General features: G+C 45.0%; 10 protein-coding genes, 8 pseudogenes and 1 riboswitch. Of the genes and pseudogenes, 7 read left to right on the forward strand and 11 right to left on the reverse strand.

Annotated features, from left to right (window positions below; all coding sequences use genetic code 11):
* Positions 1-202: 202 nt before the first annotated feature.
* From AC0L66_RS00800 to AC0L66_RS00815, 4 genes and pseudogenes are all read right to left on the reverse strand, one after another.
* Positions 203-472, reverse strand: a pseudogene (locus tag AC0L66_RS00800) (flavodoxin domain-containing protein); the annotation flags it as partial.
* Entirely contained in the window at positions 465-602 is a 138-nt protein-coding gene (locus tag AC0L66_RS00805) for a flavodoxin domain-containing protein (RefSeq protein ID WP_473568090.1), read from the reverse strand. The pseudogene AC0L66_RS00800 and the gene AC0L66_RS00805, both read right to left, overlap by 8 nt.
* A gap of 9 nt (positions 603-611) precedes the next feature.
* Positions 612-2,070: pseudogene (locus tag AC0L66_RS00810) on the reverse strand (TrkH family potassium uptake protein).
* Between the two features lie 34 nt (positions 2,071-2,104).
* Positions 2,105-2,727, reverse strand: a pseudogene (locus tag AC0L66_RS00815) (YigZ family protein).
* 214 nt (positions 2,728-2,941) lie between these two features.
* Here AC0L66_RS00815 and fadB point away from each other — a divergent pair.
* The 3 genes and pseudogenes from fadB (at position 2,942) to acuI (ending at position 7,440) form a co-directional block, all read left to right on the forward strand.
* Positions 2,942-5,113: pseudogene (gene fadB, locus AC0L66_RS00820) on the forward strand (fatty acid oxidation complex subunit alpha FadB).
* 27 nt (positions 5,114-5,140) lie between these two features.
* Positions 5,141-6,304 (forward strand): acetyl-CoA C-acyltransferase FadA, encoded by a 1,164-nt coding sequence (gene fadA / locus AC0L66_RS00825; protein WP_265677711.1) that lies wholly within the window; start codon positions 5,141-5,143, stop codon positions 6,302-6,304.
* Between the two features lie 155 nt (positions 6,305-6,459).
* The gene (gene acuI, locus AC0L66_RS00830) at positions 6,460-7,440 is read left to right on the forward strand and encodes an acrylyl-CoA reductase (NADPH) (RefSeq protein WP_473568092.1); all 981 of its coding nucleotides are present in this window, start codon (positions 6,460-6,462) and stop codon (positions 7,438-7,440) included.
* Positions 7,441-7,558: 118 nt separating this feature from the next.
* Here the strand turns inward: acuI and AC0L66_RS00835 are convergent, their stop codons facing one another.
* Together AC0L66_RS00835 and AC0L66_RS00840 are read right to left on the reverse strand one after the other, a co-directional pair.
* Positions 7,559-8,500, reverse strand: a complete 942-nt coding sequence (locus tag AC0L66_RS00835) for a LysR family transcriptional regulator (RefSeq protein ID WP_265677713.1) — start codon at positions 8,498-8,500, stop codon at positions 7,559-7,561.
* A 157-nt stretch (positions 8,501-8,657) separates the two neighbouring features.
* Positions 8,658-8,843: a hypothetical protein gene (locus AC0L66_RS00840; protein ID WP_265677714.1), complete on the reverse strand. Its 186-nt coding sequence runs from the start codon at positions 8,841-8,843 to the stop codon at positions 8,658-8,660.
* Positions 8,844-8,977: 134 nt separating this feature from the next.
* Between AC0L66_RS00840 and tusA the strand changes: the two genes are divergently transcribed.
* Positions 8,978-9,226: a sulfurtransferase TusA gene (tusA, locus tag AC0L66_RS00845; protein ID WP_473568094.1), complete on the forward strand. Its 249-nt coding sequence runs from the start codon at positions 8,978-8,980 to the stop codon at positions 9,224-9,226.
* A 50-nt stretch (positions 9,227-9,276) separates the two neighbouring features.
* Here the strand turns inward: tusA and AC0L66_RS00850 are convergent, their stop codons facing one another.
* Both AC0L66_RS00850 and AC0L66_RS00855 read right to left on the reverse strand, forming a co-directional pair.
* Positions 9,277-9,537, reverse strand: a complete 261-nt coding sequence (locus AC0L66_RS00850) for a hypothetical protein (RefSeq protein ID WP_265677716.1) — start codon at positions 9,535-9,537, stop codon at positions 9,277-9,279.
* A 140-nt stretch (positions 9,538-9,677) separates the two neighbouring features.
* A pseudogene (locus AC0L66_RS00855) lies at positions 9,678-10,232 on the reverse strand (TMEM165/GDT1 family protein).
* A 91-nt stretch (positions 10,233-10,323) separates the two neighbouring features.
* Positions 10,324-10,436, reverse strand: a riboswitch (yybP-ykoY riboswitch).
* 213 nt (positions 10,437-10,649) lie between these two features.
* Between AC0L66_RS00855 and glyQ the strand changes: the two are divergent.
* From glyQ to AC0L66_RS00870, 3 genes and pseudogenes are all read left to right on the forward strand, one after another.
* On the forward strand, positions 10,650-11,570 hold the full coding sequence (gene glyQ / locus AC0L66_RS00860; RefSeq protein WP_265677718.1) for a glycine--tRNA ligase subunit alpha: 921 nt from the start codon (positions 10,650-10,652) through the stop codon (positions 11,568-11,570).
* Between the two features lie 2 nt (positions 11,571-11,572).
* Positions 11,573-13,640, forward strand: a pseudogene (gene glyS, locus AC0L66_RS00865) (glycine--tRNA ligase subunit beta).
* A gap of 209 nt (positions 13,641-13,849) precedes the next feature.
* A pseudogene (locus AC0L66_RS00870) lies at positions 13,850-15,101 on the forward strand (valine--pyruvate transaminase).
* Between the two features lie 63 nt (positions 15,102-15,164).
* Here the strand turns inward: AC0L66_RS00870 and AC0L66_RS00875 are convergent.
* The 3 genes and pseudogenes from AC0L66_RS00875 to recF all read right to left on the reverse strand — a co-directional run bounded on the left by AC0L66_RS00875 (position 15,165) and on the right by recF (position 19,530).
* Entirely contained in the window at positions 15,165-15,602 is a 438-nt protein-coding gene (locus tag AC0L66_RS00875; RefSeq protein WP_473569160.1) for an Hsp20 family protein, read from the reverse strand.
* Positions 15,603-16,013: 411 nt separating this feature from the next.
* Positions 16,014-18,435 (reverse strand): annotated as a pseudogene (gene gyrB, locus AC0L66_RS00880) (DNA topoisomerase (ATP-hydrolyzing) subunit B).
* A 12-nt stretch (positions 18,436-18,447) separates the two neighbouring features.
* Positions 18,448-19,530 carry a DNA replication/repair protein RecF gene (recF, locus tag AC0L66_RS00885; RefSeq protein WP_473568097.1) on the reverse strand — a complete coding sequence of 361 codons (1,083 nt, stop codon included), beginning with the start codon at positions 19,528-19,530 and terminating at the stop codon, positions 18,448-18,450.
* Positions 19,531-19,539: the final 9 nt, after the last annotated feature.

The raw sequence follows: 19,539 nt of genomic DNA on the forward strand, positions 1-19,539 counted from the left end.
TTCGTATTTTTTCTATTTTATTTTCGTTCGGTCAGAAACAATACAAAGTGATTTAAAAGTATACTTTGAATGGCTAAAGTTGATGGAATTTGTCAGCAAACAATGCCACTTTATCCCAGTTGGTATACTCAACCTCTTTCGTTGTATCGGTTTCTCCCCCAGTCATCTTCATAATGAACTTAATCATGAACCGATCGAAGACATTATATCGAGGGTAATAGAGGGCACCTGCAAACACACCAATTAATGAAGGCTGCCAAGGTGATTTTTTTCAAGAAGGTTTTGATGTATGCACTCCCTTCCGGCGTATCCTTTCCTTGGTCTTCTTTTCTAGCCGTGAGGTTGACACAAAAAATGCAACCTGACTCTGGTCTAATTGCTTGCAATGGCGCTCAATAAACTGATAGAGCTTTTTGTTTAAATGGCCGTAACGAATAGAGGCGCCAATCAGGACTCGCTCGTAATTAGACAGATCTCATATCACCCACGGTATTTAGATCGATAAATTCAGCCTCACTGTCACTGCATTGCGTCGCAATACGTTCAATGATTTTTTGAGTTTGTCCTTCTCTTGTCGAGTACAGATAAAGCACCTTCGCCATAAGACTTCCTTAGCTACGCCAAAATGCAGGCGTTAATAAAATAAGTAGTGTGAATATTTCTAATCGACCGAAGAGCATGGAGACAATCAATATCCATTTGGCACTGTCATTAACTTCGCCAAAATGAACCGCAACCTCACCCAGACCTGGGCCTAAATTGTTCAGCGTCGCCGCAACGGCAGAGAAAGCACTTAATTCATCCATACCTGTCGCAATCAACGCAAGCATACAAACAACAAACACCAGCGCGTAAGCAGAAAAGAAGCCCCATACCGCATCAACAACCCGTTGCGACAGTGCGGTTCCACCAACCTTAATGGTGTATACCGCTCTCGGGTGTACTAAGCGTTTCATTTCACGAGCGCCCTGCAATGTTAGCAACAAGATACGAATAACTTTCATACCTCCTCCCGTTGAACCTGCACAACCACCTATAAAAGAAGAGAACAGCAGTAACACTGGTAAAAAGAGCGGCCACTCTGAAAAACCTAGTGGTGGTAAACCCTGCTGTCGTCGATATAGAAACAGATTGGAACAAAGCCTGATCAAACGCGTCATAGAAGGATTGATACGAATGGTGTTCAAGGAGAATCAAAAAGCACACCAAGAACAATACTAACTGAATGAATAAGAAAGCGCGGAATTCAGGGTCCTTCCAGTAGTACTTGGGATGAACACCACCAGATGAAAAAGCGGCAAAGTGCAGGGAGTAGTTACAAGCAGAAATTAATAGAAACACAACGGTGATCATATTAATAGCATGACTATCAAAATAACCCATACTGGCATCATGTGTCGAAAAGCCACCAATAGCGATGGTTGAGAAACTATGAGCAATAGCATCAAATGGTGTCATCCCTGCCACCCAAAACGCTGCAGCACAAGCAATGGTCAAACTTAAGTAGATATACCATAGCGCCTTTGCAGTTTCAGCAATACGTGGGGTCATCTTACTATCTTTCACTGGACCTGGAATTTCAGCGCGATATAACTGCATGCCCCCGATACCCAATACTGGCAAAATAGCGACGGCAAGAACGATGATTCCCATCCCACCAAACCACTGCAGCAATTGACGATAAAACAAAATTGCCTTGGGTAATTCATCGAGACCAACAATTACGGTCGCCCCTGTTGTCGTTAATGCAGAGAATGATTCAAAGAAAGCATCGGTTATCGACACATTGGGATAGTCTGAAATCAGGAAGGGTAACGCGCCTGCGCTACCAATTACCGTCCAAAACAACACAACAATAAGAAAGCCATCTCGCGCTTTTAACTCATGTTTATGTCTTCTATTGGGTAACCAAAAAAACGCCCCACATATAAGGAGGACAAAAAATGTGGTAACAAAAGGAACGCCCGCACCATCACGGTAAATTAATGCGACGAGTGCAGGCGCTAACATAGAGACACTAAAAAGTGCTAGTAGCAGCCCAACAATGCGGATAATGGATCGAAATTGCATAGTGTATTGAATGAAGCAAAGCTTCTATTACTTCCTAGTTGTTTTCAAATAAGGAGACCATCGCCTTGGCTCCACTCTTATTAATAATGCTAAGCGTGAGTGCATCAACTTGATTCACTTCAACTTCAACAATCAATACGACTTTTTCACTGTACTCTGAAGCAATCTCTAATGCACCAAACTTACTTAATTCAGACTGAGCAATCGCTATGAATCCATAGTCTAACTCTACTCGTAAACGAGTGGTTATTTTTTTTCTATTGTTTGAATTAACTTCAGTGCTTGCTGAACGCCGCCGCCATAAGCTCTCACTAGGCCACCAGTACCCAGTTTTATGCCACCAGAATAACGAGTCACGACTGCCGTTAGTTCACCAATACCAGAACCGCTGAGCTGAGCCAAAATCGGCTTCCCCGCCGTGCCAGATGGTTCGCCGTCATCACTAAAGCCCCACATCATCGAATTTTCAGGCCTACCTGCGACAAAGCCCCAGCAATTGTGGCGAGCACCACTGTGCTGAATCTTCACCTGTTGAACAAACGCTTTTGCTTCGTCAATACTTGGGGTATGGCTAATTTGAGTAATAAAGACACTTTTCTTAATCTCTTCTTCAAAAATAACCGACTGCTCTGGAACTGGGTATGCGCTTGAGTTCATTGGTTTTTAAAGCCGTGTCGCCTAAAAGGGGTATTCTATCACGCAAGGATTCGATTGACTCCAAGAACGGACATTGCTCATAATGTTAAACAGTTGTTTAAAAAATGTATTGAAATTTATTCGATACGCGTTCACACTGAAGCAACTGGTCTAACCAGATCCATAATAATTACCGCTTCACTCAATCATGGATTGTCTGTCACGGAGAACGACAATGATTTACCAATCTGACACCCTACAGGTAAAGGAAGTACGCAACGGCATTGCTGAGCTGTGCTTCAGTGCATCAAATTCAGTCAATAAACTGGATCTCGCTACGCTAGAATCGCTTGATAAAGCCCTCGATTCGGTGGCGCAATGGGACGGTTTAAAAGGCTTAATCCTAACCACTGACAAGAACGCCTTCATCGTTGGCGCTGATATCACCGAATTTTTAGGCCTGTTCGCGAAACCAAAAGCAGAGCTTACAGAGTGGCTACAGTTTGCGAACAACATCTTTAACAAGCTTGAAGATTTACCCGTACCTACTCTTGCCGCGTTAAAAGGACATGCACTAGGTGGCGGCTGTGAATGTGTACTTGCTGCCGATTTCCGCATTGGTGACAAGACCACCAGCATTGGCTTACCCGAAACCAAGCTTGGTATCATGCCGGGCTTTGGCGGCACGGTTCGACTGCCAAGAGTTATTGGTGCCGACAGTGCCATGGAAATCATTACCCAAGGCAAAGCATGTCGAGCACCTGAAGCATTAAAGCTTGGCTTGCTAGATGCCATTGTCGAGACCGATTCATTACATGACTCAGCAATTAACACCATTGAACTTGCCATCAATGAAAAAATTGATTGGAAAACTCGCCGCCAACAAAAACTCTCACCTCTGACGTTAAGTAAGCTCGAATCTATGATGAGCTTTACTATGGCGAAAGGGCTTGTGGCACAAAAGGCGGGCCCACATTACCCTGCACCGATCACAGCAGTAAAAACCATCGAAAAAGCGGCACGTTGTCATCGAGATGAAGCACTGAAAATTGAAGCCGACTACTTTGTTAAGCTTGCTTGGTTCCGATGTATCAAATGCCCTTGTCGGTATTTTCCTCAACGATCAATACATCAAAGGGCTTGCTAAAAAAGCCGCGAAGTCAGGTAAAGAAACGCAGCGGGCCGCCGTGCTGGGCGCTGGCATTATGGGGGGTGGCATTGCATACCAATCCGCCTTAAAAGGCGTGCCTGTGATAATGAAAGACATCGCCCAAGCTTCCCTAAACCTTGGTATGGAAGAGGCTTCTAAATTACTCAATAAGCGTCTAAAGCGTGGACGTCTTGATGGGTTTAAAATGGCTCGGCGATTCTTTCTTCTATTACACCAAGCCTACACTATGCCGGTATTGAGCAATCCGATGTTATCGTTGAAGCGGTAGTTGAAAACCCAAATATTAAAGCCGCGGTATTAACGGAAGTTGAAAAATTGGTTTCTGACAACACCGTCATAGCTTCAAACACCTCTACCATCCCGATTGATGTGTTAGCTAAGTCCTTATCACGTCCAGAAAACTTCTGTGGCATGCACTTTTTTAACCCCGTGCATCGAATGCCTTTAGTCGAAATTATTCGTGGTAAACAGACCTCAGAGGAAACCATCAACCGTGTTGTCGCTTATGCCGCGAAAATGGGTAAATCTCCGATTGTCGTCAACGACTGTCCTGGGTTCTTCGTCAACCGAGTACTGTTCCCTTACTTTGGCGGCTTTAGTCAACTCGTCCAAGACGGCGCTGATTTTATCCAGATAGATAAGGTGATGGAGCGTAAATTTGGCTGGCCAATGGGACCTGCCTATTTACTTGATGTCGTTGGCATCGATACCGCTCACCATGCACAAGCGGTAATGGCCGAAGGCTTCCCTGAACGCATGGCAAAAGAGAGTCGAGATTCGATAGACGTGCTCTTTGAACAACAGCGCTTTGGGCAGAAAAATGGGTCTGGCTTTTACACCTACACTACAGACAAACGTGGTCGTCCGAAAAAAACACCAAGCCCTGATGTCGCTAGCCTTCTTGAAGCGGTATCTCAACCAAGCCAATCCTTTGATGATGACACCATCATTCAACGCATGATGATTCCAATGATCAATGAAGTGGTGCTATGTCTAGAGCAAAACATTATTGCTTCTCCTCAAGAAGCCGATATGGCGCTAGTGTACGGTTTAGGATTCCCTCCTTTCCGAGGTGGCGTATTCCGTTACTTAGATACTATTGGCATTGCTAACTATGTTGAGATGGCAAAACAATATGAGTCGCTCGGTGCGATGTACCAAGTACCAAGTACCCTGATTGATATGGCGGCCTCTGGTGAGTCATTTTATAGTCAGCAACAAGCAAACTCACTGTAGCCACCAACTGGAAGAGGAATTATCAAAATGAAAAATGTTGTCGTTGTTGATTGTCTTCGTACACCCATGGGGCGCTCCAAGGGTGGTGCATTTAGACACACGAGAGCTGAAGATCTGTCAGCTCATTTGATGAAAGGAATTCTTGCTCGCAACCCTGCCGTCAATCCGCATGAAATAGAAGATATTTACTGGGGATGTGTACAACAGACCCTTGAACAAGGCTTCAACGTGGCTCGTAACGCTGCATTGCTTGCTGGTCTACCAATTGAGATCGGTGCCGTTACGGTAAACCGATTGTGTGGTTCATCTATGCAAGCTCTGCATGATGCTACACGCTCTATTATGGTTGGAGATGCTGACATCTGTCTGATCGGTGGTGTGGAGCATATGGGTCACGTGCCTATGAATCACGGGGTTGATTTTCACCCACAGCTCTCTAAGAACGTTGCGAAGGCAGCTGGCATGATGGGACTTACCGCTGAAATGTTAGGCAAGCTTCATGGTATCAGCCGTGAACAGCAAGATGAATTTGCCGCTCGAAGCCACCAGCGTGCACAAGCGGCTACCGTAGAAGGACGCTTTAAAAATGAAATTCTACCGATAGAAGCACACGCCGAAGATGGATCTTTGTTTACCCTAGATTTTGATGAAGTGATTAGGCCAGAAACCAACGTAGAAGGTCTATCTAAGCTGCGCCCGGTCTTCGACCCTGCGAATGGAACTGTGACAGCAGGCACGTCTTCAGCTCTCTCTGACGGCGCTTCCATTATGCTAATTATGAGTGAAGAGAAAGCCAAAGAGCTTGGCGTTAAAATCCGCGCGAAAATACGCTCAATGGCTATTGCTGGTTGCGATCCTTCTATTATGGGATACGGTCCTGTTCCAGCAACGCAGAAGGCGCTAAAACGTGCTGGTCTGCATATGGAAGACATCGATATAGTTGAACTTAATGAAGCTTTCGCCGCGCAATCCCTACCTTGTGCGAAAGATCTCGGTCTACTCGATGTCGTTGACGACAAAGTGAACCTGAATGGTGGTGCGATTGCACTCGGGCACCCACTAGGGTGTTCAGGATCTCGCATCTCCACAACACTGATCAATATTATGGAAGACAAAGACGCAAAATATGGCCTAGCCACTATGTGTATTGGTCTAGGCCAAGGTATTGCCACTATCTTTGAACGACCGTAAACATTACCACTCGAAAAAGGCCCCTTTATGGGGCCTTTTTATATTTCAACATGCACAAAACGCATAGACTGAATGTTCAAGTTTCATTGTTTTTTTTTATCATTCTCACCTAGACTCAATGACAGTTTAAAAGACCAATCCATTTGGAGCACACTATGTTCAAAGCACTTGTACTAAATCAAGAAGACAAAAAAACCATCGCTTCTGTGTCGCAGATTGATGAATCTCAACTTCCTGAAGGCAACGTAAAGATAGATGTAAAATATTCATCACTAAACTACAAAGATGGATTGGCAATTACCTGTAAAGGGCGCATTGTTCGTAACTTCCCTATGGTTCCTGGTATTGATTTATCTGGTGTTGTCTCACAATCCGATGATCCTCGTTACAAAGAAGGCGACGAAGTTGTTCTTACTGGATGGGGCGTTGGTGAAGGTCACTGGGGTGGCATGGCAGAAAAAGCAAGCCTGAATGGTGACTGGCTGGTTCCAATGCCTCAAGGTTTAGATGCCCATAAAGTCATGGCGATCGGTACGGCAGGTTTCACAGCGATGCTTTGTGTTCAAGCCATTGTAGATGCTGGCGTAAAACCAGAAGATGGTGAAGTCTTAGTGACGGGTTCAAGTGGCGGCGTTGGTAGCGTAGCCATTACACTATTAAGTCAACTGGGTTACAAAGTCGCAGCCGTCACTGGTCGCGCAAGCCAAAACGGCACGTTACTCACCTCGCTTGGTGCTTCACGCATTGTTGAGCGTAGCGAACTAGAAGAGCCAGCAAAGCCTCTAGAGCGCCAAGTTTGGGCTGCAGCCGTAGATACTGTTGGTAGCAGCATGCTTGCTAAAGTACTTGCTCAAATGAATTATAACGGTGTGGTTGCAGCATGTGGTTTAGCTGGCGGTTTTGACCTGCCAACAACCGTGATGCCGTTTATTCTACGTAATGTTCGCTTACAGGGTATTGATTCTGTTATGTGCCCACGAGAAAAACGCATTAAAGCTTGGGAGCAACTGTCTGAACTACTCCCTGAAACTTACTATGCACAAGCAAGCAAAACCGTCGATTTAGAGCACGCCATTCAAGCGGCTGAAGATATTACCAATGGTGCCATTACTGGCCGCGTAATCATTAAGCTTTAAACAGCTCCTCTCGACGAGAAAATATAAAGCTCGCTATCATATAGCGAGCTTTTCGTTACTAGACACACATAAAACGCCGTCAAAACCTCGCGCTCATTGACGACCCAATGCCTATCACTTAAGCCAAACCCACATCATCAATACGTTTGGTAATTAATTTGCCGCACTCTTCCTTCACAATGGTTCTCAACCATTGCTGAGATTCCGATGTATGACACCGTGAATGCCAAATTAATGAATAATCAAAAGGCGTAAACGCAAACGGAAGCGGTTTTATCACGAGATCATAACGCTCTGCTACCAAATAAGCTAAATCGGCAGGAACGGTAATAACAAGCGGCATGCGATCGACGATCGCTAGAGCGGCCTCTAAATGGTATGCACGTAGCACCATTTTTCGAGGGTTCTGATTGATCAACGCAGCATCCAACAGCGCTTTGACACCATCACTAATCGCAATCATGGCATGAGGAGCATGCACATAGTCTTCCAAAGATAGTGGTCGATCAGCAAGAGGATGCTGTTTAGATACTAAACATGATACGCCAACAGGTCCTAACACATCTTGGTGCAAGGGGGAAACTAGCCCTGCGGGACGACAAATTGCCATATCCACTTTATCCGTGCTCAACTGCTTAAATAAATTCTCATGCTGCAGTGGTGCAAATTCTAACGAAATATTAGGAGCAAGCTCGTAAATTTTTGGCAACGCATACGGCAGGATAGTCTGCATCGCATAATCCGTTGTCGCGATCAAAAATCGCTCATTGCAATAATACGGGTCAAACTCACTCGGTGTCAGCAATTGTCGAAACGACTCGAGTGGCTGCTCAATCTGTTTGCAGATCTCCAACGCCTTACTTGTGGGGATAATCCGCTGTCCCTGACGAGTAAATAAAGGGTCATCAAGTAACTCACGCAAACGTCCTAGTACTCGGCTGGTTGCCGACTGACTTAAATTTAATCGAATCGCCGCCTGGCTGACGCTCCCCTCTTCCACCAGCACTTTTAATGCGACTAACAAATTCAAATCGCGACGATAAATATCTTCGAGTTCCATTGATGAGCTCCTAACTAGGTCTCCCTATAGTCTACACCTGCTCATAGTGGGTTTATCAAAATTTAGGCAAAAAAATCCCGCCTTTCAGCGGGGAAGCCCAAGAAATTGGGGATAGTGTCGGAATTCATTTGTCATTAATAAACATCGAGCAACAATGTTAACTGTTATTCTCTTCTGCCACGTCTTGCCATTGTCTCATCTCAATCCACATCGCTAGAATAGAAGCGCTTAATCCAATAAGCGGCATCAGAGTGGGCTCTCCTGACGTCTTTAGTACCAAGGCACAAAAAGAAATAAAACACAGTAAAGCATAAATCGTTAGTCTATCTAAAATGGTTAACATGGCTACTCCTTAGCGCTTTGTTACCAACTTGTTAAATTAAGTTAAAGCAAAAAAAGCCATTTGCCAAGAGTTATTGCATATTTTTTCGTCGTAAGTAGAATTCAAGCTGATTTTAGACAAGAAAGAGCCCCCTAATGACAATCAATACCCTACTCGCCACGCACACACTCGCAGCCGAAGGCTTGCGCTGTCCGGAGCTGGTTATGATGGTCAGGAAGACAATTCGAAAAATGGATGATGGTGATGTATTGCTTGTCAGTGCCGATGACCCATCAACGACTCGCGACATTCCGAGTTTCTGTCGTTTTATGGATCATCAGTTAATTGGTGAACAAACCGAATCTCTGCCCTACCTCTACCTAATCAAAAAAGGCACGAAGTAGCGTTAAGTTAGGACATAAAATGTAAAAAGGCTGCCCAAGGCAGCCTTTAATTATTCATCATATTCCAGCGTTCTTATTTCAGACTGAAGCGCTTTGATCTGCTTTTGCATGGCTCGAATGTCACTGTGCATCGGTATCAAGTGCTGCACCCGAATCCAAGATTCAACGGCTAATGCCGTCATGATAATCGCACCCACCACCATAGGTAGCCACATATCAGTCAATACCATGCCTAACAATGTCAGCACCAAACCTACGGTAAATAAAGCGCTTTGACTTTTAGCGGTCATTCCTGTGTAACGTGTCAGCATATGTCGCCCTCTCGCTTAGGATCCACACTGTTAAATTACCATGACAAGCATGACACTAATATGTCAGTCATCACGGTTTTCAGCAGAAGAAAATACTCAACAAACCAAACGAGTCCACACCACACTATTGATATAATTCACTAAAATAATGCCGCCCCACAAGCGAGTCCAACAAATAGTAGAGCGGTGACTCTGCGTATCCAATTTAAAGGTAATCTATCTGCAGAAAACTGACCCAGAAGCACCACTGGTACATTCGCCAATAACATACCAATAGTAGTACCAAGAATGACCCACACTAACGCATCCGCATACTGCGCCCCTAAAATTGACGTCGCTATTTGCGTTTTATCACCAATCTCTGCAATAAAAAACGCAATAAAGCTCGCGACAAAAGGCCCCCGGCTAGACACCTCTTCATCTTCATCTAATTTGTCTGGAATGAGAACCCAACCTGCCATCGCAAGGAAACTCACAACCAATACCCACTTTAGTATTTCCGGCGACAAATAGTCCGCCACCACAACGCCTAACCACGCCGCTAAAGCATGGTTCGCAATGGTTGCAAAAAAATAGCGGCAATAATAGGTATGGGTTTTCGATACTCAGCTAGCCAGTAGTAACGATAATAGCTGGGTCTTGTCACCGATTTCGGCTAAAGCTACTGTAGTAATAGATAATGCTAAGACACTCACGACATGCTCTAAGGGGTAGGGATTATAATTATTAACCATAGATAAACCTCGCGCCCCACCCCGGTTCACGATGCTTATCTAAGGTCTTGCTAAACGAATTCGCTATTCGTCTCATACACCATGGTGAATGTGCACCAATTATGTTGACGTATGAATCAAAGCTGTGTGACAGACTTTGATAAGCTACTCCCCAAAGATGGGCGCATTCTAAACATTCAACTCATAAAATTCAATAATCTCTGTCCCTAGGCTGCGGCGATCATTAAGTAAATAGGAAAAAGTCTGGTTTTTTGCATGCCTGATGATTAATTAACCATCTTTTCCCCTACTCCCGTTGAGAATAACTCGGTATACTTGATCGTTATTTTTATCCGTTTTCAGACAAAACTTTCATTTAGAGAATTGCGCGAACAAACTATGCAAAAATACGATATCAAAACCTTCCAGGGAATGATCCTCGCGCTGCAGGATTATTGGGCTCAAAATGGTTGTACGATTGTTCAACCGCTAGATATGGAGGTAGGTGCTGGCACCTCTCACCCAATGACATGTCTACGTGCACTTGGCCCAGAGCCAATGTCCACAGCATACGTTCAACCTTCACGTCGTCCGACCGATGGTCGCTACGGTGAAAACCCGAACCGCCTGCAGCACTACTATCAATTCCAAGTAGCGCTAAAGCCTTCTCCAGATAACATCCAGGAGCTGTATTTAGGTTCACTTGAAGTACTTGGTGTCGATCCGCTGGTTCACGATATTCGTTTCGTAGAAGACAACTGGGAAAACCCAACGCTAGGCGCATGGGGTCTTGGTTGGGAAGTATGGCTGAACGGCATGGAAGTGACTCAATTCACTTACTTCCAACAAGTTGGCGGCCTTGAGTGTAAGCCAGTCACTGGTGAGATTACTTACGGTATCGAGCGTCTAGCGATGTATATCCAAGAAGTCGATTCTGTTTACGACCTCGTATGGAACGTTGCACCTGACGGTTCTAACGTAACTTACGGTGACATCTTCCACCAGAACGAAGTTGAGCAATCCACCTACAACTTCGAGCACGCTGATGTAGATTTCCTCTTCACTTTCTTCGACCAGTGCGAAAAAGAGTGTAAAGAACTCCTTGAGCTTGAGAAGCCACTGCCACTTCCTGCTTACGAACGTATTCTAAAAGCGGGGCACGCCTTCAACATTCTTGATGCGCGCAAAGCTATCTCTGTAACAGAGCGTCAACGTTACATCCTTCGTATCCGCAACCTGACTAAATCCGTTGCAGAGGCGTACTACGCGTCACGTGAAGCACTTGGCTTCCCAATGTGTAAGAAGAGCGAGGAGAAGTAATCATGGCGAAAAATTTTCTAATTGAACTGGGCACGGAAGAGCTTCCACCCACAGCACTTCGTTCCCTAGCGGAAGCCTTTGCTGCTAACTTTGAAGCGGGTCTTAAAACGGCTGAGCTTTCTCACGAAGGCATCAAGTGGTACGCGGCACCTCGTCGTCTAGCACTTAAAGTCACTGCACTGGCTGAAGGCCAAGCAGACAAAGTGGTTGAGAAGCGCGGTCCTGCAATTTCTGTGGCATTCGATGCTGAAGGCAACGCGACTAAAGCTGCACAAGGTTGGGCTCGTGGTAACGGTATTACTGTTGAGCAAGCTGACCGCCTGAAAACAGACAAAGGCGAGTGGCTTCTTTTCAAACAAGAAGTCGCAGGCAAACCGAGTGCAAGAATTGGTAATGGACATTGCAGCGAAAGCACTAGCGGGCTTGCCAATTCCTAAAGCCATGCGCTGGGGTAACTCAGACATTCAATTTATCCGTCCAGTGAAAACACTGACAGTACTACTTGGTGATGAGCTTGTTGAAGGCGAGATCCTAGGTGTCGCTTCTGCGCGTACTATCCGTGGCCACCGTTTCATGGGCGAACAAGAGTTCACCATCGACTCTGCTGACCAATACCCTGCGATCTTAGAAGAACGCGGTAAAGTCATGGCAGATTACGATGCGCGTAAAGCGATCATTCTTGCGGATGCTAAAAAAGCAGCCGACGCGGTTGGCGGTATTGCTGACCTAGAAGATGACCTTGTTGAAGAAGTTACCTCTTTGGTTGAATGGCCAGTGGTGCTTACAGCTAAGTTTGAGCAAGAGTTCCTAAAAGTCCCTTCTGAAGCGTTGGTTTACACCATGAAAGGCGACCAGAAGTACTTCCCAGTGTATGACGCTGATAAGAATCTTCTGCCAAACTTCATCTTCGTTTCGAACATCGAGTCTAAAGAGCCTCGTCACGTTATCGAAGGTAACGAGAAGGTGGTACGTCCACGTCTTGCTGATGCAGAGTTCTTCTTCAACACCGACCGTAAGCGTCCGCTGATCGACCGTCTTGCTGAACTAGACCAAGCTATCTTCCAGAAGCAGCTTGGTACGATCAAAGACAAAACCGACCGCATCACAGAGCTTGCTGGCTACATCGCTGAGCAAATCGATGCTGATGTTGAGAAGTCTAAGCGCGCAGGTCTACTGGCTAAGTGTGACCTAATGACCTCTATGGTATTCGAATTCACCGATACACAAGGTGTAATGGGCATGCACTACGCGACTCACGATGGTGAAGACGAGCAAGTAGCACTAGCCCTTTACGAGCAGTACATGCCTCGTTTCGCTGGTGACGATCTACCAAGTACTGGTATCTCTTCTGCAGTAGCAATGGCAGACAAGCTAGACACTATCGTCGGTATCTTCGGTATTGGCCAAGCTCCAAAAGGTTCTGACCCATTCGCGCTACGTCGTGCATCACTCGGTGTGCTGCGTATCATCGTTGAAAACGGCTACAACCTAGACCTGACTGATCTGATCGGTAAAGCGAAAGAACTGCTAGGTGACAAGCTGACTAACGACAACGTAGAAGCTGATGTTATCGACTTCATGCTAGGTCGTTTCCGCGCATGGTACCAAGATGCTGGTTTCAGCGTTGATATCATCCAAGCGGTACTCGCACGTCGCCCAACTAAGCCTGCGGACTTTGACCAACGTGTTAAAGCGGTTTCTCACTTCCGTGAATTAGAAGCAGCTGAAACTCTAGCGGCGGCGAACAAGCGTGTTGGTAACATTCTTGCTAAATTTGATGGCGAGTTAGCTCAAGATATTGATTTAACATTGCTTCAAGAAGATGCAGAAAAAGCACTCGCGGAAGAAGTTGAAGTGATGACGGAAGCGCTTGAGCCAGCTTTTGCTACGGGTAACTATCAAGAAGCGTTGAGCAAGCTTGCGAACCTACGTGAGCCTGTTGATGCCTTCTTTGATAACGTAATGGTCATGGCAGAAGACGAGGCACTGAAAAAGAACCGCCTCACTCTACTGAACAACTTACGTAATCTATTCTTGAAAATCGCAGATATTTCGCTTCTTCAGAAGTAATCCTCTTTGTTTCAAGCAAAACCCGGTCTCATGACCGGGTTTTTTATCATCCCCCTAATTCATCACCTTGATTAGATCTAATTCTCCCATTTCAATAAATAGTGCTTTGCCTCACATTATCATTACGGTATGTTCAAAAGACTCCCTTGCCACCAGCAAGGTCGATAAAGGTAACTCATACAAGTGAACGTAATGAACTAGGGACAACAATGCAATTTTCTAAGTTTGGTGAAAAATTTAATCGTTACTCAGGGATCACCCAGTTAATGGATGATCTAAATGATGGACTGCGCACGCCTGGCGCCATCATGCTCGGTGGAGGCAACCCTGCTGCTATTCCCGCCATGCTCGAGTATTTTCATCAAGCCAGTGCCTCAATGCTTGCCAGCGGCGAACTTGTTGCAGCGATGTCAAACTATGATGGTCCACAAGGTAAAGATGCTTTCGTTAAGTCGCTGGCCAATCTATTAAGAGACACTTATGGCTGGGACATTTCTGAAAAAAATATTAGCCTGACCAATGGCAGTCAAAGCGGCTTCTTTTATCTATTCAACCTTTTTGCAGGGCAATATCAGGATGGCAGTAAAAAGAAAATACTATTACCACTCGCGCCAGAATACATAGGCTACGGTGATGCAGGTCTTGAAGACGACATTTTTGTTTCTTATCGCCCTGAAATAGAGATGCTCGACAATCGTCAGTTTAAGTACCACGTCGACTTTGAGCGCTTAGAAGTCGATGACTCTGTCGCAGCGATCTGTGCCTCAAGACCAACGAATCCAACCTACAACGTTCTTACTGACGATGAGATTCGCAAGCTAGATAAACTGGCGAGAGACAACGGCATTCCGCTGATTATTGATAACGCTTACGGTACACCTTTCCCCAATATCATCTTTGAGGATGTCACCCCATTTTGGAATGACAACACCATCTTGTGCATGAGCTTATCAAAACTAGGGCTACCAGGGCTTCGCTGTGGCATCGTGATTGCGAGTGAAGAAATCACCCAAGCATTGACCAATATGAATGGCATTATTAGTCTTGCGCCAAGTGGTATGGGACCTAGCTTTAGCTCACCATATGATTGAAAATGGCGATTTATTGCCATTAAGCGAAAACGTCATCAAGCCCTATTACCAACAGAAGTCGCAACGTGCAGTAGAACTACTCCAACAAGCCATTCCGGATCCTCGTTTTCGAGTCCATAAGCCAGAAGGGGCTATCTTTTTATGGCTATGGTTTGATGAATTGCCAATTACAACAATGGAATTATACCAACGGTTAAAAGCTCGAGGGGTGCTTATTGTCCCGGGTGAGTATTTCTTTATTGGACAAGAAGACAATTGGGATCACGCCCATCAATGCTTACGTATGAACTACGTTCAACCAGATGAAGCGATGCAAAAAGGCATCAACATTATTGCCGAAGAAATTAGTAAAGCTTACCAAAATAACTGATGTCTAAGCTGGATCGAAAAGAGCGCTAATAAGCGCTCTTTTTTATACCTATACCTAAAGAAACTAACTATTGTCTAGCAAACTTTTACCATTAATCGCAATCTTACGTGGTTGCATCGCTTCCGGGATCTCTCTTTCCAAATCCACATGCAGCAAGCCATTTTCCATGGTTGCGCCTATCACTTTCACGTAATCCGCCAATTGGAATTTACGCTCAAAGTCTCGCTCAGCAATGCCTTGGTAGATATAATTTTTACTTTCTTCTGCTTGGCGCTCTCCACGCACAATCAACATATTCTCTTTTTGAGTAATATCTAACTGTTCGTCAGCAAAACCCGCCACTGCCATCGTAATGCGGTATTTATTTTCGTCTTGCTGTTCAATGTTATACGGTGGGTAACCACCAGAAGAGTTCTTAGATGTGTTGGCTTCCATCAAGTTAAACAGACGGTCAAAACCAATAGCGTTACGGTATAGGGGGGCAAAATCTACAGTTCTCATCATACTATCCTTTCATTAAGCAATAGCCTTAGCCAGCATCAATAGAGTGACTAAGTTATCCAAATATCATGTCCGAAATGGTGTACATCGGCATGCATGATAATTGGCTATATCAAGTTGTGGGCGGCGTATGTCATCCTCTCATGAGCGATGTTACGCCAGCGGTATCAAAGGCCCAATAATTTGGCATCCTCTTCACTAAAAGATATAAGGGCGATAGAAGGAAGATTCAAGCCAATATTCAAAAAATATCCATCCTACGTTTTGGCCCCCCTCACAAAAGGCGGCCTCGCTAAAGAAAATAAACCGTGAGTAAACGATAGAAATACCTAGCAACTAGAAACCCGCCCCCAGAAACAAAAAACGCCACCCAAAGGCAGCGTTTTCTCAATCACTATCAATGTAAACTAACTACACATCCAAGTTTGCTACTTTTAGCGCATTTTCTTCAATGAAGTTACGACGCGGTTCAACTTGATCACCCATTAATGTGGTAAACAGAAGATCAGCGCCAACGGCATCTTCAATCGTCACTTGCATCATGCGGCGAGTTTCAGGATCCATGGTTGTTTCCCAAAGTTGATCGGGGTTCATCTCACCCAGACCTTTGTATCGTTGTAGGCTAAGACCACGACGAGACTCTTTCACCAACCACTCTAATGCTTCAACAAAGCTAGAAACAGGCTGAGTACGCTCACCACGCTTAATGTAAGCGCCCTCTTCAATTAAGCCTTCTAGCGCTTCTGATAGATCCGCTAGTTTGCTAAATTCCTTCGAGTTAATGAGATCAACACTCAAGACATGCTCGTAAGTCACACCGTGAGTACGAACAACAACCTTCGGTACACTCAGACCCAGCTCTTCATGTTTTTCAACTTCTAAGCTGTACTGGCTCGCGCCCGCTTCTTTGGCATTCAGTTGCTCAACAAGCTGTTTGCCCCACGCTTCAACCGCGGCATCATCATGACATTGCTCTGCCGTTAGGCGAGGTACGTAAATCAATTCGTGTACCAACGCACGCGGGTAACGACGACTCATACGATCAACCAGTTTAATGCCTGCATTGTACTGCTGCACTAATTTCTCTAGCCCTTCACCAGCAAAAGCGGGTGCTTCAGGGTTAACATGCAACGCGGCATTATCCAAAGCCAACGCCACCTGATACTGGTTCATGGCGTCTTCATCTTTGATGTATTGCTCTTGCTTACCTTTCTTCACTTTGTAAAGTGGCGGTTGTGCAATATAGATGTAGCCACGCTCAATAAGCTCTGGCATTTGACGATAGAAGAACGTCAAAAGTAGTGTACGGATGTGCGATCCATCCACGTCGGCATCGGTCATGATGATGATGTTGTGATAACGCAGTTTATCTGGGTTATATTCATCTCGGCCAATACCACAGCCCAACGCAGTAATCAGCGTCGCGACTTCTTGAGAAGACAACATCTTGTCAAAGCGCGCTTTCTCAACGTTTAGAATTTTACCTTTCAGTGGCAAAATTGCTTGGTTCTTACGGTTACGCCCCTGCTTGGCTGATCCGCCAGCAGAGTCCCCTTCCACAATGTATAGTTCAGACAATGCAGGGTCTTTTTCTTGGCAATCGGCAAGTTTACCTGGCAAACCTGCTAAATCTAACGCGCCTTTACGACGAGTCATTTCACGAGCTTTACGCGCGGCATCACGAGCACGTGCTGCATCAATAATTTTTGAACAGACAATCTTTGCTTCACCTGGATTTTCCGCCAGGAATTCAGACAACTTTTCGTTCATTGCCGATTCAACCGCTGACTTCACTTCTGAAGAAACCAGTTTATCTTTCGTTTGGCTTGAGAATTTAGGATCCGGTACTTTCACAGAAACAATCGCGGTCAAACCTTCACGAGCATCATCGCCAGATGTCGATGTTTTGGCTTTCTTAGAGAAGCCCTCTTTGTCCATAAAGGTATTAAGCGTACGTGTTAGTGCTGAACGGAAACCCGCTAAGTGGGTACCACCATCACGCTGAGGAATGTTGTTGGTGAAGCAGTAGATGTTCTCTTGGTAACCATCATTCCATTGCATTGCAACTTCGACGGTAATGCCATCTTCACGTTCAAAATCGAAGTGGAAGATTTTTTGAATGATAGGCGTTTTATTGGTGTTTAGGTGCTCAACAAACGCTTGGATACCACCTTCAAACTCGAAGTGATCCATTTTATCTTCTTCGCGCTTATCAATCAGCTTGATAGACACACCAGAGTTCAAGAAAGAGAGCTCTCGAAGACGCTTCGCCAAAATATCATAATGGAATTCGATATTCGTGAACGTCTCTTCACTTGGCCAGAAACGAATCTCAGTACCCGTTTTATCGGTATCTCCTACCACCGCTAGTGGCGCTTGCGGCTCACCGTGATGATACGTTTGAGTATGAATTTTACCACCACGATGGATAGTTAATGTCACTTGCTTAGACAGTGCGTTTACTACTGAAACACCAACGCCGTGCAAACCACCAGATACTTTGTATGAGTTATCATCAAATTTACCATTGGCATGTGAAGTACCGTCATGATAACTTCGGCAGCAGAGACTTGCTCTTCTGGATGCAGTTCCGTTGGGATACCACGGCCATCATCGCGAACCGAAACAGAGCTGTCCTCATGAATAGTCACAATGATGTCATTACAGTGACCAGCCAACGCTTCATCAATTGAGTTGTCAACCACCTCAAAAACCATGTGGTGCAGACCTAGGTTCCATCGTCCGTGTCGCCGATGTACATTCCTGGACGCTTACGTACCGCATCCAGACCCTTTAGTACTTTAATACTCGATGAATCGTAATTTTCTGACATGAGTTTCTCTCACTATTTATCTGGTTCTATTGTGCCATGTTCCACATGAAACATCTTGCCATTTTCGTCAACCATATCGGCAACTTGACTTTGGGTAATAGAACTTACAAAAACTTGAGCCTTCGTCTCTTTTAAGTAATCCGCTAAGCGTTTACGACGGAGGCTATCTAATTCTGAAGCAAAGTCATCAATTAAATAGATGCACTGCTTTCCTGTTAATTCTGCTAGATGTTGACCTTGAGCTAAGCGCAACGCACACATCATTAATTTCAACTGGCCACGTGATAACACATCCTCAACAGGCGTGTTGTTCACTTTGATCCGTAAATCGGCCTTATTGGGTCCACTAAAGGTATACCCCAATGCTTGGTCTCGCTCAAAACTTCGCTCTAACAACTCGCTGTAAGGTGTGCCTTTCTCCCAACCACGATAATAGCCGAGCTTAATGTCCAATTCTGGCAAAAAGGACTGACACATCGTTTCAGCTAATGGCTGCATTTGTTCAACGTAGCAACGACGCCAATCGTCTATTTGAGTGGCCAGTAACGCAAGGTCCTTATCCCAAAACCGCATCTCTCGATAGCTGGTGGCAGATTTAAGTAACGCATTACGTTGCTTATTCAGACGCTTAAAACGCCCCCAGGCTTCATGAAAGCCAGGTTCAGAGTGAAACACACCCCAGTCGATAAATGCACGTCTAAATTTGGGTCCATCGGTCAGTAATTCAAAACCTTCGGGATGAATTAACTGCAAAGGTAACACCTTAGCAAGCTGAGCGAGTTTTTGCCCAGATTGACCGCCTATTTTAACCTCTGTTGACCCATCACGCTGCTTATTAATGCCAATAGGTAGCTCAAATTGATCCGAGTTCAAAAAACGACCATGCACAAACAGTTCTTGGCAGTCATTTTGAATCACTCGTCCCGTTAAAGTACTTTTAAATGAGCGGCCATGACCTAGCAAATAAATGGCTTCAAGCAAGCTTGTTTTGCCACTTCCATTGGGGCCAATAATAAAGTTAAAGCCTGTGGATAGTTCAATATCACAGGCTTTAATATTACGAAACTGCTGTACGATTAGACGCGAAAGCGGCATAAAGCGATG

Source organism: Vibrio sp. GJ43-1 (genome assembly GCF_055808835.1).

Bases quoted from the DNA above. Each gene is read 5' to 3' on its own strand.
- AC0L66_RS00850 (WP_265677716.1), bottom strand. From the start codon at position 9,537: ATGCTGACACGTTACACAGGAATGACCGCTAAAAGTCAAAGCGCTTTA.
- recF (WP_473568097.1), bottom strand. From the start codon at position 19,530: ATGCCGCTTTCGCGTCTAATCGTACAGCAGTTTCGTAATATTAAAGCC.
- fadA (WP_265677711.1), top strand. From the start codon at position 5,141: ATGAAAAATGTTGTCGTTGTTGATTGTCTTCGTACACCCATGGGGCGC.
- AC0L66_RS00840 (WP_265677714.1), bottom strand. From the start codon at position 8,843: ATGTTAACCATTTTAGATAGACTAACGATTTATGCTTTACTGTGTTTT.
- AC0L66_RS00805 (WP_473568090.1), bottom strand. From the start codon at position 602: ATGGCGAAGGTGCTTTATCTGTACTCGACAAGAGAAGGACAAACTCAA.
- tusA (WP_473568094.1), top strand. From the start codon at position 8,978: ATGACAATCAATACCCTACTCGCCACGCACACACTCGCAGCCGAAGGC.
- glyQ (WP_265677718.1), top strand. From the start codon at position 10,650: ATGCAAAAATACGATATCAAAACCTTCCAGGGAATGATCCTCGCGCTG.
- AC0L66_RS00835 (WP_265677713.1), bottom strand. From the start codon at position 8,500: ATGGAACTCGAAGATATTTATCGTCGCGATTTGAATTTGTTAGTCGCA.
- AC0L66_RS00875 (WP_473569160.1), bottom strand. From the start codon at position 15,602: ATGAGAACTGTAGATTTTGCCCCCCTATACCGTAACGCTATTGGTTTT.
- acuI (WP_473568092.1), top strand. From the start codon at position 6,460: ATGTTCAAAGCACTTGTACTAAATCAAGAAGACAAAAAAACCATCGCT.